The organism is Acidovorax sp. GW821-FHT10E03, assembly GCF_059415205.1.
In genome coordinates, this window is record NZ_JBWKMU010000001.1 from 113780 (window position 1) to 127466 (window position 13687).

Genomic DNA, 13687 nt, shown 5'->3' on the forward strand with positions numbered 1-13687 from the left:
TTGTGTGCTTCTTTTGCGGGGTGAAACCAAGGGATGGCGGGGCTCGCCGTGGCGGTCGTGTCAGGCCACGTCCACCTCCACCAGGATGGCGCGCGGATGGGCCAGCGCCGTGCGCAGCACGTCCGGCAGCTCGCTGGCGTCGCTCACGCGCACGGCATCGCAGCCCTGGCCCCGGGCCAGCGCCAGGAAGTCCAGGTCCGGCAGGTCGGTGCCCTCCAGCTTGTCACCCTCGTGGAAGCCGAAGGTGGGCGCGAACTCCTGCAGCGCCGCGTACCGGCGGTTCTTGAGGATGATGAACGTGATGGGTAGCTCGAGCTGCGCGGCGCTCCACAGCGCCTGGATGGAATACATCGCCGAACCATCGCCGATGAGGCCGATGACCTTGCGGTCGGGCCTGGCCAGCGCCACGCCCACGGCGGCGGGCAGGCCGTAGCCCAGGCCGCCGCTGCACATGGTGTAGAAGGTCTCGCTCTGCAGGATGGGCAGGTAGGCGTGCATGGCCGCGCGGGAGCTGGGGGCTTCCTCCACCACGATGGAGGCCGCTTCGCGCACCTCGGCCAGCGTCTGCATCACATAGGGCACGCTCATCAGGGCGGAGGGCTCCGCGCGCGGCCGTGCGGCGCGCGCGGCGGGCAGGTCGCGCACGGCGGGCGCGGGGCGTGCGAGCAGATCCTGCACGCCCAGGCGCACGCTGCCCACGGCCGAGGTGCCCTCGGGCGTCCAGGCGGCCGTGCCGGGGTCGTCGATCAGCTGCACCAGATGCGCGCCGGGGGGCACGTGCGGCCCGAAGCCTTCGACGTGGTAGGTGAACGCGGCGGCGCCGAGCGCAAAGACCAGGTCATGGCCGCCGAGCAGCGACACGATCTTCTCGCGCATGGCCGGCAGCACGCCCGCGAACAGGCGGTGGTCCTGCGGAAAGCCGCAGCGGCCGGACATGGGGGCGATCCATACGGCGGCGCTGTGCCGCTCGGCCAGGGCCAGCACGTCGTCCCAGGCGCGGTCGCGGTCCACGGCGGCGCCCACCACGAACACGGGGCGCCGCGAGGCGTCCAGTGCGTCGCCGATGGCCTGCAGCACGCGGGGCTCGGGGCGCGACCCGGTGCTCACGGTGCGGGCCTGCAGCGGCTCGCAGGGCTTGTCCCAGTCGTCCGCGGGGATGGACACCAGCACCGGCCCGCGCGGCTGCTGCATGGCGATGTAGTAGGCGCGCGCGATGGCCAGCGGCACGTCCTCGGCGCGGGCGGGCTCGATGCTCCATTTCACATAGGGCTTGGGCAGCTCGGTGGCCTGGCCCGAAAACAGGAACGGGTCGAACGGCAGGATGGACCGCGCCTGCTGGCCGGCCGTGATGACCATGGGCGTGCGGTTCTTGTGCGCCGTGAAGATGTTGCCCATCGCATGGCCCACGCCGGCCGCCGAATGCAGGTTCACGAAGGCGGCGTTGTGGCTCGCCTGCGCATAGCCATCGGCCATGCCCACCACCACGGATTCCTGCAGGCCCAGGATGTAGCGGAAGTCGCTGGGGTAGTCGAGGAACAGCGGCAGCTCCGTGGAGCCGGGGTTGCCGAAGATGGTGTTGATCTCGAAGCCGCGCAGCAGGTCGAGCACCACCTCGCGCACCGTGGGGCGGCTGGAGGGGGCGGGCGCGGCAGGGGCCGTGTTCTTGGGGAGAGCCTGGAGCATGGGGCGTGGCGGTGCTGAAGAGGAAGGCCCTGATCTTCGGCGGGCATGCGTCATCCATCAATACAATGAAACGACTAAGCGGTATTCATCCAATGCATATCAAGGACATCGACCTCAATCTGCTGCGGCTGTTCGACGCGGTCTATCGCACGCGCAACGTGAGCCGGGCCGCCGAACTGCTGGACCTCACCCAGCCCGCCGCCAGCCAGGCGCTGACGCGGCTGCGCCTGCTGATCAAGGACCCGCTGTTCGTGCGCGCGGGCGGCGGCGTGGAGCCCACGCCCAAGGCCGACCGGCTGGCCGATGCGGTGCGCGGCGCGCTCGGACTGCTGGAGGAGGCGCTCAACGAGTCCGCGCTGTTCGACCCGGCGAATTCGCGCAAGGTGTTCCGCATCCACATGAGCGACATCGGCGAAGGCCGCTTTCTGCCGGACCTGATGGTGGCGCTGCGGCGCGAGGCACCCGGCGTGCGGCTGGAGACGCTGCCCGTGCCGCGCAGCGAGATCGCGCAGCGGCTGGACAGCGGGCGCATCGACTTCGCCTTTGGTTTCCTGCCGACGGTGAAGGACACGCAGCGCGTGGAGCTCATCCAGGACCGCTACGTGGTGCTCCTGCGCGCCGGCCACCCCTTTGCCGCGCGAAGGCGCGCCGGGGCCGGCCTGCTCAAGGACCTGCGGCAGCTGGAGTTCGTGGCCGTGCGCACGCATTCGGACACGCTGCGGATCCTGGAGATGCTGCAGCTCGAAGACCGCCTGCGCCTGACCACCGAGCACTTCATGGTGCTGCCCGCCATCGTGCGGGCCACGGACCTCGCGGTGGTGATGCCGCGCAACATCGCGCGCACCTTCGCGGCCGATGGGGGCTACACCCTCATCGAGCCGCCCTTGCCGCTGCGGGATTTCACGGTGTCGCTGCACTGGAGCCGCCGGTTCGAGAGCGATCCGGGCAACCAGTGGCTGCGGGGGGTGATCGAAAGGCTCTTCCGCGAGTAGGGTGTGGCGGGGGGAGGGCAGTGCGCCCCGCTTCAAATAACTGTATATTCATACAGTTATGAAACCAAACCCTGCCGCCGACCCCGACCTGCCCGACGCACCGGCGGAAGTGCGCGTCCCCCTGCAGGCCATCCGGGGCCGGGGGGCCGCCACGGCCATGCCGCACCGGTTCAGCCGCGATGTGCGCGAGGTGGTGGATGATGGCTGGAACCACGGCCCGCAGGGCGCGGGAGGGGCGGATGGGGATGATGATGGCGGCGGCGGCGGGCCCGCCCCCGCCACCACGGTGCACCTGGAGACGGCCCGCAGCGCCATCTGCGCCAACGACTCCCCCGACATTTTTTTCGAGCTGTCCGTCAATCCCTACCGGGGGTGCGAGCACGGCTGCGTGTACTGCTACGCCCGGCCCACGCACAGCTATCTCAATTTTTCGCCCGGGCTCGACTTCGAGACCCAGATCGTGGCCAAGCAAAACATCGCCGAGGTGCTGCGCCGCGAACTGGCGCAGCCGCGTTATGTGCCGCGCCTGCTCAACATCGGTTCGGCCACCGACTGCTACCAGCCCGTGGAGCGCGAACTCAGGCTCACGCGCGGCCTCATTGAGGTGATGCGCGATGCACGGCACCCGTTCTCGCTCATCACCAAGTCGAGCGGGGTGGAGCGCGATCTCGATCTGCTCGCGCCGCTGGCAGCGCAGCAACTGACCGCGGTGTACGTGACGATCACCACGCTCGACCCGCTGCTGGCGCGCCGCATGGAGCCGCGCGCCGCCGCCCCCCACCGGCGCCTTCGCACGCTGCGCACGCTGGCCGAGGCCGGCATTCCGGTGGGCGTGAGCGTGGCCCCGCAGATCCCCTTCATCACCGAAGACATGGAGCAGGTGCTGGAGGCCGCGCGCGATGCGGGGGCCAGGAGCGCGTTCTATACCGTGCTGCGCCTGCCGTGGGAGCTGGATGCGGTGTTCCGCGAATGGCTGCAGGTGCACTACCCGCAGCGCGCGGCGCGCGTGATTGCGCGGGTGCAGGATTTGCACAATCTCGATGCGGCCCAGCGCAGCGCGGGCAAGAACTACGACAGCAGCTTCGCCACCCGCATGAAGGGCAGCGGCCTGTGGGCGGACATGCTGCGCCAGCGGTTCGCGGGGGCGTGCCGGCGGCTGGGGCTCAACCGGGAGCGGCTGGAGCTGGACCTGTCGCAGTTCAGGCCGGGGCTTGCGCGCGGGCAGGGCAGCCTGTTCTGAGCCAGGCCGGGCTGCGAGGGAAGTGGAAGTGGCCGGAGCTGGCCGGAACGCACAAGTCCGGCTTGCTCGCCGTCACAGCCTGCGGCTGCCGCCGGGGGGCGCGGCCATCGCCTGTGCCTGGTGGCGACAGGCGGTGAACATGTCCAGGTCCGGGTTGTAGGCCCCCGTCGTCACGTCCAGGAGGCCGAGTACGGAGTGAAAGTAGTTGTCGTGCGTGATGCGCCGTTCGGCCAGGTCCTGCTGCAGGCAGCCCGTGGCCGCACCCGTGCGCGATTGCATGGCGGGCGAGAGCCAGGTGATCCAGGGCACGTGCTTTTGCACGTCGGGCGCGATGGCGTAGGGCAGGCCGTGCAGGTAGAGGTTGTTCTCGCCCAGTGATTCACCATGGTCTGCTACATAAACCATAGCTGTCTGCGCTTGTTCGGAGCGCGTGGAAAGCCATTTGAGCACTGAGTCGAGGAAAAAGTCGGTTTCCACGATGCTGTTGTCGTAGGCGTTCACCACCTGCTGGCGTTCGCATTCCTGCAGCGCCGTGGAGGTGCATTCGGGCAGGAATTTCTTGTGCTCGGGTGACGAGCGCTTGGAGTAGGCGGGCCCATGGCTGCCGATCTGGTGCAGGACCACCACGGTCCCGCGCTGGCGCTGCTCGGCGGGCAGCGCGGCAATGCGGGCGTCCAGGTCCTTGAGCATGATGCGGTCCAGGCATTCGCCCCGGGTGGGGCACAGCGCGGGGTCCTGCAGTGCCGACGTGTTGGTGTCGCCCAGGCGGTCGCACACCCCCTTGCAGCCCGACTGGTTGTCCACCCAGAGCACGGCCAGCCCGGCGTGGTGCAGCACATCGACGAGGCTCTCGAAATTGGCCACGCGCGCCTCGTAGCCGGTGCGCCCCAGGTGCGAGAACATGCAGGGCACCGACGCGGCGGTGCTGGTGCCGCAGGACCACGCGTTGCGGGCGCTCACGAGGTCGGTGCGGGCCGAAAGAAGCGGCGTGGTGCCACGGCCATAGCCGTTGAGCCCGAAGTTGCCGCTGCGGCCGGTTTCGCCCAGCACCAGCACCAGCAGGGGCGGTTGTTTCTGCCCCGCATAGCTTGCGCCCAGCCTGGCATCGCGCCCCAGCGGCAGCAGTTTGCTGGTGTCGATGCGCAAGGGCCTGGTGGCGATGTTGCCCAGCGCGTACACGCTGTTGAGCGGGTTGATGAGATAGCGCAGCTTGGTGTGGTTGCGCATGGTGGATGCGAAGTCCTGGAACACCATCAGCAGGCACACCACGATGACCGCGATGGCTCCGAGCAAGAGCGCGCCGTTGTGGGCCGCGTGCCGCAGGCCGCCCAGGCGCAGCACCGGAGTGCGGTAGAGCCACGCCAGCGGCGGTACCGCCAGCGCCAGCACGGTGCCCGCCATGCGCCAGCCGAGCAGGTCGCCCGCCTCGTGGGCATCGGTCTGCAGCACGTTCACGAGCATGCTGGCATCGATGGCGATGCCGTAGGCGAGCATGAAGTAGGCCCCGAAGGCTGCCATCACCACCAGCACCGCTGCCGCGGGCTTGAGCGTGCCCCGCCAGGCCAGGAGGCTCAGCAGGGCCGCGTTGCCGGCGGCCACGATGACCACGAACGCCGCGGCAAAGGCCCAGCCGCGCGCGCTGCCGTGGCCGGGCAGCTCGGCCACCTCGCGCCACAGCGGCACGTTGCAGGCCGTGGCCAGCCAGGCGCTGATGAGCACCACCACCCACGCGGGGTGCAGGTGGCGCGGTGCGGGTGCGGAGGAAGCTGGGGCTGGAGACCGGGGCCCGGCGCCCGTGGCTGCATGGGAAAGCAGCAGGCGCTGCAGGATCAAAGGCATGGGCGCACTGTGGCGCCCGAGACTTAAGGCCGCATTAACATCCGGGGGCCTGCAGGGTCCTGGCGTGGTGCCTCAGGTGGTCGGCCATGAAGCTCTGGATGAAGTAGTAGCCGTGGTCGTAGCCTTCGTGGCGCCGCAGGGTGAGCGGCTGGCCGATGGCCTGGCACGCCTCCTCGAACAGATGCGGGTGCAACTGCGTGGGCAAGAACTTGTCGGCCAGGCCCTGGTCGATCAATATGCCGGCCGGGTAGGGCGCCACCGGCTGGTGCTGCATCAGCACCGTGGCGTCGTGCTCGATCCAGCCCGTGCGGTCTGGCCCCAGGTAGCCCGTGAAGGCCTTCTCGCCCCAGGGGCACTGCGTGGGCGCGCAGATCGGCGCAAAGGCCGAAAGGCTCTTGAACCGCCCCGGGTGGCGCAGCGCCAGCGTGAGCGCGCCATGGCCGCCCATGGAGTGGCCGCAGATGCCCAGGCGCTCGCCATCGATGGGCAGTTGCGCCGCCACCTGCGGCAGCAGTTCCTTCATCAGGTAGCTTTCCATGCGCCAGTGGCGCGCCCAGGGCGCGGCCGTGGCGTCCAGGTAGAAGCCCGCGCCCACGCCGAAGTCCCAGCTCTCGGCCTCGCCCGGCACGTTGGCACCGCGCGGGCTGGTGTCGGGCGCGACCAGCGCCAGGCCCAGCTCGGCCGCCAGGCGCTGGGCACCGGCCTTGACCATGAAGGTTTCTTCCGTGCAGGTCAGCCCCGCCAGGTACAGCATGGCGGGCACAGGGCGCTGCCGCGCCTGCGGCGGCAGGAAGACCGAGAACTTCATCGGCAGGCCGATCTCGGCAGAGGCGTGCTGGTAGAAGCGCTGCTCGCCGCCAAAGCAGGCGTGGCTGCCGAGCAGGTCCAGGGAGGTGGTCATGTGGATTGCTTCAAAATTGATAGCTTGCAGCGCATGAAGGATAAGCGCTAGGGGCTGTTTTTACCTTGATTGATCGCCTGCGGGGCAGGCTCAGGCGGCATACTTGACCACGGAGCGGATGGACTTGCCCTCGTGCATCAGGTCGAAGGCTTCGTTGATGTCCTTGAGGCCCATGGTGTGCGTCACGAAGGGCGCCAGCTGGATCTTGCCGGCCATCGCGTCTTCCACCATGCCGGGCAGCTCGCTGCGGCCCTTGACGCCGCCAAAGGCCGTGCCCAGCCACTTGCGGCCGGTGACGAGCTGGAAGGGGCGGGTGGAGATCTCCTGCCCCGCGCCCGCCACGCCGATGATGACGCTCTGGCCCCAGCCGCGGTGCGCGCATTCGAGCGCCGCGCGCATCACGTTCACGTTGCCGATGCACTCGAACGAATGGTCCACGCCCCAGGTGGTCATCTCGACGATGACCTGCTGGATCGGCTTGTCGAAGTCCTTGGGGTTGATGCAGTCGGTGGCGCCGAAGGTGCGGGCCAGGTCGAACTTGGAGGGGTTGGTGTCGATGGCGATGATGCGCCCGGCCTTGGCCAGCTTGGCGCCCTGGATCACCGCCAGTCCAATGCCGCCCAGGCCGAACACCGCCACCGTGTCGCCTTCCTGCACCTTGGCCGTGTTCTTCACCGCGCCCAGGCCGGTCGTCACGCCGCAGCCCAGCAGGCAGACCTGCTCGGGGTTGGCGTCGGGGTGGATCTTGGCGAGCGAGACCTCGGCCACCACCGTGTACTCGCTGAAGGTGCTGCAGCCCATGTAGTGATAGATGGGCTGGCCGTTGTAGCTGAAACGCGTGGTGCCGTCGGGCATCACGCCCTTGCCCTGCGTGGCGCGCACGGCCACGCACAGGTTGGTCTTGCCGCTCTTGCAGAACAGGCATTCGCCGCATTCCGCCGTGTACAGCGGGATCACGTGGTCGCCGGGCTTCACGCTGGTCACGCCTTCGCCCACTTCCACCACGATGCCAGCGCCTTCGTGGCCCAGCACCACGGGGAACAGGCCCTCGGGGTCGTCACCGCTCAGGGTGAAGGCGTCGGTGTGGCACACGCCGGTGTCGGTGATCCTGATGAGCACTTCGCCCTTCTGGGGCGGGGCCACGTCGATTTCGACGATCTGCAGGGGTTCTCCGGCCTTGAAGGCCACGGCGGCTTTGGATTTGATGGTCATGGTGGGTCAACGGGTTGGTCGGGGAAGGGCGGCGGCGAGGCTCTTTGGCCGGCAGCGCGCAGGGGGACCGCATGACTGTAGGCCATGTGCAGGGCCTGGTGGAGCCCGTGGCCGCAGATCCTGGGGTTATGGCCGGATCCGACGGCATGGGCGGCAGCCGGACATTGCCTCCCGTATAGTCAGGCGCCTTTCATTTCCGCTCTGCCGACCGACCCCATGGACCACCACCACGCCAACAGCCCGCACCGCGTCGATCTCGTGGTCTACCCCGGCTTCAAGGCGCTGGAGGCCGTGGGTCCCATGTCCGTGTTCGACTATGCCAACGTGCACCTGCGCCAGCATGGCCGGCCCGACGGCTACGCGGTGCGCGTGGTGGCCGCGCAGGCGGGCGCGGTGCCATCGGACACCTTGATGGCGCTGAACGCCACCCACACCCTGGCCGAACTGGAGCAGGGCGGCGCGGGTTGCACCGTGATCCTCGTGGGGTCGCGCAATATCGAGCAGGTGCTGGCGGCCTCTCCCGAACTCGTGGCCTGGGCGGCAAGCGTGGCCCCGCGCGTGGACCGCATGATCGCCCTGTGCTCGGGCAGCTTCTTCCTGGCCGCCGCCGGCCTGCTCGACGGCCGGCGCGCCGCGACGCACTGGAGCGTGGCGGCCCTGCTGCGCCAGCGCTATCCGGCCATCGAGGTGGACCCGGACGCCATCTACGTGCGCGATGGCCCCCTGTGGACTTCGGCCGGCGTCACCGCGGGCATCGACCTGGCCCTGGCGCTGGTGGAAGAGGATTTTGGCCACGCCCTGGCGCTGGAGGTGGCGCGCGACCTCGTCATGTACCTCAAGCGCCCCGGCGGGCAGTCGCAGTTCAGCGTGCAGCTGGCCAGCCAGGGCACGGGCCACCGCGACATCCAGGCGGTGCAGAACTGGGTGCTGGAGCATCTTGCGGAGCCCATGCCGCTGGCGGCCCTGGCGGCACGCGCGGCGATGAGCGAGCGGCATTTCCGGCGCGTGTTCACGCAGGAGACGGGGCAGACCCCCTCGGCCTTCGTGGAGTCCGCGCGGCTGGAAGGAGCGCGGCGCCTGCTCGAGTCGCAGGCCGGGTTGCCGCTCAAGACCGTGGCCGCGCGCATGGGCATGGGTTCGGAGCAGGCCTTGCGGCATCTGTTCGTGCGCCATCTGGGGATCACGCCGCTGGCGTACCGGGAGCGGTTCAGCAGGGCGGGCGGCTAGTTGTTGATTCTCAGGAGGTTGTTCATGGCCGGAATGCGGCTGATGGGCGGCTGATGGTTGAGAGCGGAGTGTGGTCGACACCAGTTGTAGCCGTCAATGAATGGCTGCAATGCAGCTTGGCGCTGGGCTGAACTCTCGTAGGGCCTGGCATAGGCCCATTCGCGCAAACTGGTCTGCACGAAGCGCTCGGCCTTGCCGTTGGTCTTGGGCGTGTAGGGCCGTGTTCGGATGTGCCGGATGCCCAGTTCCTGGCAGGCTGCCCCGAAGGTGTTCTTGTAGCCCGCGCCGTTGTCGGTCATGACGCGCTCGATGCGCACGCCCAGGCTGGCGTAGTAGTCCACGGCCTGGCGCAGGAACTGCACGCAGCTCAGGGCCGTCTCATCGCCCAACACCCGGGCGAAGGAGACCCGGGAGTGATCGTCGATGGCCAGATGCACGGCGTCCCAGCCGATGCCTCGGTTGCGGTGCTGGCGCTGGCCTGTGATTCGGTGGCCCACGCCCTGGATGCGTCCCAGGCGCTTGGTGTCGATGTGCAGCAACTCGCCAGGGCTGGCCCGCTCATAGCGGCACACGGGCACGGGCGGTTGCAAGGCGCTCAAGCCCAGGCGGGCCATGTGCCGGGCCACGGTGGACAGGCTGCGGCCGCACTCGCGGGCGATGCGCCACAACGGCAGGCGTTGTCGGCGGTGCAGTTCGAACTGGCTCACCTGTTCGGGGCGGCAAGCTGTGGGGCTGTGATGCGGTCGCGAGCTTCGATCACACAGCCCTGCGGTGCCTTCGGCCCTGAAGCGGGCCAGCCACTTGAACCCGGTGCGGCAGCTCACGCCCATGGCCTGGGCGGCCGCTGTCACGCACCAGCCTTCGTCCAATACCCTGCTGACCAGCAGGGCTCGACCCGCAGCCGTCAAGCGGGCATGCTTATGACTGTTCATCCGTCTCTCCTGACTTGAGTTGCTTGGCCTGGTAACCACAGCTTCCCAAATCCGAGACGGATGAACAACCTATTGAGACATCACAGCTAGTGGCCGCCGGACGGGCAGCCCCGCCGTAGCACGCCCGCATCCGGCGTGGCCCACGCTCATGCAGCAGCCTGCGCCGTGCTGCGCGGCGGTGCCGCGAAAACCTCGCGCGCGGCGGCCAGCCCGTTGAGCGCCGCGGGAAAGCCGGCATACACCGCCATCTGCATGATGACCTCGACGATTTCCTCGCGCGTGACGCCCACGTTCAGCGCCGCCTGCAGGTGCACCTTGAGCTGCGGCGCGGCGTTGCCCATGGCGGTGAGCGCCGCGACGACGGCGATCTCGCGGCTTCTGAGGTCCAGGCCGGGGCGTGAATAGATGTCGCCGAAGGGAAACTCGATCAGGTAGCGGGCAAAGTCCGGTGCGATGCCGGCGAGGCTGTCGATGACCTGTTCGCCAGCCTCACCGTCGATTTCGCGGAGTTTGGCCAGCCCTTGTTCGTAGCGTGTGCGGTGGTGCATGGAGGGTGCTTTCATCAGGGGTGGATGCGGTGTCCAGGGAAACCTCGACCGCCCGGTAGTGCGCGATCTTGGCCTGCAGCACCTGGGCCGACTGCTGCATCGCCGCGATGGCGGCCTGCACGTCGTTCAGGTGCGCTTGCAGCATCGCGCGCCGTTGCGGCACCGTGGCATCCCCTTCGCCGCGAAGCCTGGCGAAGGCCTGCATCTGCCCGATGGGCATGCGGGTCTCGCGCAGGCGCAGCAGGAACCCTATCCACTCCATGTCCGCTGCCGCATAGCGGCGCTGGCCGCCCGCCGCGCGGGCCACTGGTGCGATCAGCCCCGCGCGCTCGTAGTAGCGCAGGGTGTGCGCCGTCAAACCCGTGCGCCGTGCGACATCGTTGATGGTGAGGTGGGATTCCATGAAAGCGATCCTAAAAGTTCGAGTGCACTCCAAGTCAAGGGGCATCTTGCGCCGACGTGCGCAGGAGGGGCCCGCGCACCCTGCGGCGGGGCGCGGGGCCTGGGGCCTGGGCCGCGAGGGGCGGCCCCGGCGTTTGCGCACAGGCAAAGAAAAAGCCCGCCAATGGCGGGCTTGGGGGGTGTCGCGGACTGGCGCCCCAGGGGGCGTCGCGCCGCCAGCCAGCCAGCCGTGGACGGCTGGCGCACGGCCGATCAGCGCTTGGACAGGGGCGGTACGTCGCGGCGCTCGGAGCCGGTGAACAGCTGGCGGGGGCGGCCGATCTTGTACTCGGGGTCGCCGATCATTTCGTTGAGCTGGGCGATCCAGCCCACGGTGCGGGCCAGCGCGAAGATGCCGGTGAACAGGTTCACGGGGATGCCGATCGCGCGCTGCACGATGCCGGAGTAGAAGTCCACGTTCGGGTAGAGCTTGCGCTGCACGAAGTAGTCGTCTTCCAGGGCGATCTTTTCCAGTTCCTTGGCCAGCTTGAACAGCGGGTCTTTTTCCAGGCCCAGCTCGGCCAGCACTTCATTGCAAGTCTCTTGCATGAGCTTGGCGCGGGGGTCGTAGTTCTTGTACACGCGGTGGCCAAAACCCATGAGCTTGACGCCGGAGTTCTTGTCCTTGACCTGCTTGATGAACTCGCCGATCTTTTCCACGCCGCCCTGGGCCTGGATGTCGTACAGCATGTTCAGCGCGGCTTCGTTGGCGCCGCCGTGGGCGGGGCCCCAGAGGCATGCCACGCCGGCGGCGATGGCCGCGAACGGGTTGGTGCCCGACGAGCCGCACAGGCGCACGGTCGAGGTCGAGGCGTTCTGCTCGTGGTCTGCGTGCAGGATGAAGATACGGTCCAGCGCGCGTTCCAGCACGGGGTTGACCTTGTACTCTTCGCAGGGCGTGCCGAACATCATGCGCAGGAAGTTGCCTGCGTAGGAGAGGTTGTTCTGAGGGTACATGTAGGGCTGGCCCATGCCGTACTTGTAGGCCATGGCCACCAGCGTGGGCATCTTGGCGATCAGGCGGATGGCGGCGATCTCACGGTGCTGCGGATTGTTGATGTCCGTGCTGTCGTGGTAGAAGGCCGACAGGGCGCCCACCAGGCCGGTCAGCACCGCCATGGGGTGCGCGTCGCGGCGGAAGCCCCGCAGGAAGAACTGCATCTGCTCGTTGACCATGGTGTGGTTGGTCACACGGCTGGTGAAGTCGGTCTTCTGCGCTTCGTTGGGCAGGTCACCGTACAGCAGCAGGTGGCAGGTTTCCAGGAAGTCGCAGTTCTGGGCCAGCTGCTCAATGGGGTAGCCGCGGTACAGCAGTTCGCCCTTGTCGCCATCGATGTACGTGATGGCCGACTGGGTCGCTGCCGTCGACAGGAAGCCCGGGTCATAGGTGAACATGCCCGTCTGCGCATACAGCTTGCGGATGTCGATGACATCCGGGCCGATGCTGCCCTGGTAGACCGGCAGGTCCACGCTGGGGCTGCCGTTGCTGAAGGACAGGGTGGCTTTGTTGTCAGCTAGCTTCATTGTTACTTTCCTTGGGTAGGTTGCCGATAATGATCCGGTCTTGGGGCATGCACCTTGGCCGCGTCAGGCGTGGAAAGCCGTCGTCGCGCCACCGCTTTGTCTCAGCATGCCGAGCACTTCGCGCGCTTCTTCTGTGTCTTGTTCGCCCTGCGGCTCGCGCCGCCGCAGCAGCAGGTCCAGCAGGTCGTTGTCCGCCAGGTCCATGAGCGCGCGCAGGCCCTGCGCATGGCGCTGGGTGAGCGTGGGCTCGTAGCGGGCAAAGAACTGTTCGATGAACAAGTCGTTTTCAAGCAGGCCGCGCCGGCAGCGCCAGTGCAGCTTGCTCAATTCGCGCTCGTCCAGCAGCGGCGAGCCCGCTGCTGGCGCGATGGATGGAGTGGACAGGATTTCCATGGACTGGCGTCTGGGAGGGGGGGGTGCCAGGTCAGATGGCGCGGCGCACCATCAGTTCCTTGATCTTGCCGATGGCCTTCGTGGGGTTCAGGCCCTTGGGGCACACGTCCACGCAGTTCATGATGGTGTGGCAGCGGAACAGGCGGTACGGGTCTTCCAGGTTGTCCAGGCGCTCGCCGGTCGCGTCGTCGCGGCTGTCGGCGATGAAGCGGTAGGCCTGCAGCAGGCCGGCGGGGCCCACGAACTTGTCGGGGTTCCACCAGAAGCTGGGGCAGCTCGTGGAGCAGCTGGCGCACAGGATGCACTCGTACAGGCCGTTGAGCTCTTCGCGCTCTTCAGGCGACTGCAGGCGCTCGCGGTCGGGGGCCAGTTCTTCGTTGATCAGGTAGGGCTTGATCGAGTTGTACTGCTTGAAGAACTGCGTCATGTCCACGATCAGGTCGCGGATCACGGGCAGGCCCGCCAAAGGCTTCAGGACGATGGTGCCCTTGAGCGTGTTCATGTTGGTCAGGCAGGCCAGGCCGTTCTTGCCGTTGATGTTCATGGCATCCGAGCCGCAGACGCCTTCACGGCACGAGCGGCGGAACGACAGGGAGGGATCCTGTTCCTTGAGCTTGACCAGTGCGTCGAGCAGCATGCGTTCGTGGCCGTCGAGTTCGATCTCGATGGTCTGCATGTAGGGCTTGGCGTCCTTGTCCGGGTCGTAGCGGTAGATTTGGAATGTGCGCTTTTGCATGTTTCTTCTCTCGTGGGGC

Annotated in this window: 13 protein-coding genes; 3 read left to right on the forward strand and 10 right to left on the reverse strand. The window is 68.0% G+C overall.

Annotation, left to right across the window (positions count from 1 at the left end; genetic code table 11):
• Positions 1-60 precede the first annotated feature (60 nt).
• Complete coding sequence (gene mdlC / locus AC07OD_RS00490) at positions 61-1683, reverse strand: benzoylformate decarboxylase (RefSeq protein ID WP_494594568.1); 1623 nt, start codon at positions 1681-1683, stop codon at positions 61-63.
• Positions 1684-1775: 92 nt separating this feature from the next.
• Between mdlC and AC07OD_RS00495 the strand changes: the two genes are divergently transcribed.
• Positions 1776-2675 (forward strand): LysR family transcriptional regulator, encoded by a 900-nt coding sequence (locus tag AC07OD_RS00495; RefSeq protein WP_218340667.1) that lies wholly within the window; start codon positions 1776-1778, stop codon positions 2673-2675.
• Positions 2676-2733: 58 nt separating this feature from the next.
• The gene (locus tag AC07OD_RS00500; RefSeq protein ID WP_492806056.1) at positions 2734-3915 is read left to right on the forward strand and encodes a PA0069 family radical SAM protein; all 1182 of its coding nucleotides are present in this window, start codon (positions 2734-2736) and stop codon (positions 3913-3915) included.
• Between the two features lie 72 nt (positions 3916-3987).
• Here AC07OD_RS00500 and AC07OD_RS00505 read toward each other — a convergent pair whose 3' ends face one another.
• The 3 genes from AC07OD_RS00505 to AC07OD_RS00515 all read right to left on the reverse strand — a co-directional run bounded on the left by AC07OD_RS00505 (position 3988) and on the right by AC07OD_RS00515 (position 7861).
• Positions 3988-5754, reverse strand: coding sequence for a phosphoethanolamine transferase (locus tag AC07OD_RS00505; RefSeq protein WP_494594571.1), 1767 nt, complete (start codon positions 5752-5754; stop codon positions 3988-3990).
• Positions 5755-5788: 34 nt separating this feature from the next.
• A complete protein-coding gene (gene fghA / locus AC07OD_RS00510; protein ID WP_492806059.1) occupies positions 5789-6655 on the reverse strand; it encodes an S-formylglutathione hydrolase in 867 nt (288 codons plus the stop codon).
• A 90-nt stretch (positions 6656-6745) separates the two neighbouring features.
• Complete coding sequence (locus AC07OD_RS00515) at positions 6746-7861, reverse strand: S-(hydroxymethyl)glutathione dehydrogenase/class III alcohol dehydrogenase (RefSeq protein ID WP_492806542.1); 1116 nt, start codon at positions 7859-7861, stop codon at positions 6746-6748.
• A gap of 222 nt (positions 7862-8083) precedes the next feature.
• Between AC07OD_RS00515 and AC07OD_RS00520 the strand changes: the two genes are divergently transcribed.
• Entirely contained in the window at positions 8084-9094 is a 1011-nt protein-coding gene (locus AC07OD_RS00520; protein ID WP_218293928.1) for a GlxA family transcriptional regulator, read from the forward strand.
• Here the strand turns inward: AC07OD_RS00520 and AC07OD_RS00525 are convergent.
• The 6 genes from AC07OD_RS00525 to AC07OD_RS00550 all read right to left on the reverse strand — a co-directional run bounded on the left by AC07OD_RS00525 (position 9091) and on the right by AC07OD_RS00550 (position 13668).
• Positions 9091-10026 (reverse strand): IS481 family transposase, encoded by a 936-nt coding sequence (locus tag AC07OD_RS00525; RefSeq protein WP_494594573.1) that lies wholly within the window; start codon positions 10024-10026, stop codon positions 9091-9093. The two genes, AC07OD_RS00520 and AC07OD_RS00525, sit on opposite strands and share 4 nt — an antisense overlap.
• A gap of 146 nt (positions 10027-10172) precedes the next feature.
• Positions 10173-10574 (reverse strand): carboxymuconolactone decarboxylase family protein, encoded by a 402-nt coding sequence (locus AC07OD_RS00530; protein ID WP_218293929.1) that lies wholly within the window; start codon positions 10572-10574, stop codon positions 10173-10175.
• Positions 10516-10977 (reverse strand): MerR family transcriptional regulator, encoded by a 462-nt coding sequence (locus AC07OD_RS00535; RefSeq protein ID WP_218340674.1) that lies wholly within the window; start codon positions 10975-10977, stop codon positions 10516-10518. The genes AC07OD_RS00530 and AC07OD_RS00535 overlap by 59 nt, the downstream gene beginning before the upstream one ends.
• Positions 10978-11228: 251 nt before the next feature.
• Complete coding sequence (locus AC07OD_RS00540) at positions 11229-12539, reverse strand: citrate synthase (protein WP_218293931.1); 1311 nt, start codon at positions 12537-12539, stop codon at positions 11229-11231.
• 63 nt (positions 12540-12602) lie between these two features.
• Complete coding sequence (locus AC07OD_RS00545; RefSeq protein WP_218340675.1) at positions 12603-12932, reverse strand: FAD assembly factor SdhE; 330 nt, start codon at positions 12930-12932, stop codon at positions 12603-12605.
• Positions 12933-12963: 31 nt separating this feature from the next.
• Entirely contained in the window at positions 12964-13668 is a 705-nt protein-coding gene (locus AC07OD_RS00550) for a succinate dehydrogenase iron-sulfur subunit (RefSeq protein ID WP_218293933.1), read from the reverse strand.
• Positions 13669-13687: the final 19 nt, after the last annotated feature.

Bases quoted from the DNA above. Each gene is read 5' to 3' on its own strand.
- mdlC (WP_494594568.1), bottom strand. From the start codon at position 1,683: ATGCTCCAGGCTCTCCCCAAGAACACGGCCCCTGCCGCGCCCGCCCCC.
- AC07OD_RS00495 (WP_218340667.1), top strand. From the start codon at position 1,776: ATGCATATCAAGGACATCGACCTCAATCTGCTGCGGCTGTTCGACGCG.
- AC07OD_RS00500 (WP_492806056.1), top strand. From the start codon at position 2,734: ATGAAACCAAACCCTGCCGCCGACCCCGACCTGCCCGACGCACCGGCG.
- AC07OD_RS00505 (WP_494594571.1), bottom strand. From the start codon at position 5,754: ATGCCTTTGATCCTGCAGCGCCTGCTGCTTTCCCATGCAGCCACGGGC.
- fghA (WP_492806059.1), bottom strand. From the start codon at position 6,655: ATGACCACCTCCCTGGACCTGCTCGGCAGCCACGCCTGCTTTGGCGGC.
- AC07OD_RS00520 (WP_218293928.1), top strand. From the start codon at position 8,084: ATGGACCACCACCACGCCAACAGCCCGCACCGCGTCGATCTCGTGGTC.
- AC07OD_RS00525 (WP_494594573.1), bottom strand. From the start codon at position 10,026: ATGAACAGTCATAAGCATGCCCGCTTGACGGCTGCGGGTCGAGCCCTG.
- AC07OD_RS00530 (WP_218293929.1), bottom strand. From the start codon at position 10,574: ATGCACCACCGCACACGCTACGAACAAGGGCTGGCCAAACTCCGCGAA.
- AC07OD_RS00535 (WP_218340674.1), bottom strand. From the start codon at position 10,977: ATGGAATCCCACCTCACCATCAACGATGTCGCACGGCGCACGGGTTTG.
- AC07OD_RS00540 (WP_218293931.1), bottom strand. From the start codon at position 12,539: ATGAAGCTAGCTGACAACAAAGCCACCCTGTCCTTCAGCAACGGCAGC.
- AC07OD_RS00545 (WP_218340675.1), bottom strand. From the start codon at position 12,932: ATGGAAATCCTGTCCACTCCATCCATCGCGCCAGCAGCGGGCTCGCCG.
- AC07OD_RS00550 (WP_218293933.1), bottom strand. From the start codon at position 13,668: ATGCAAAAGCGCACATTCCAAATCTACCGCTACGACCCGGACAAGGAC.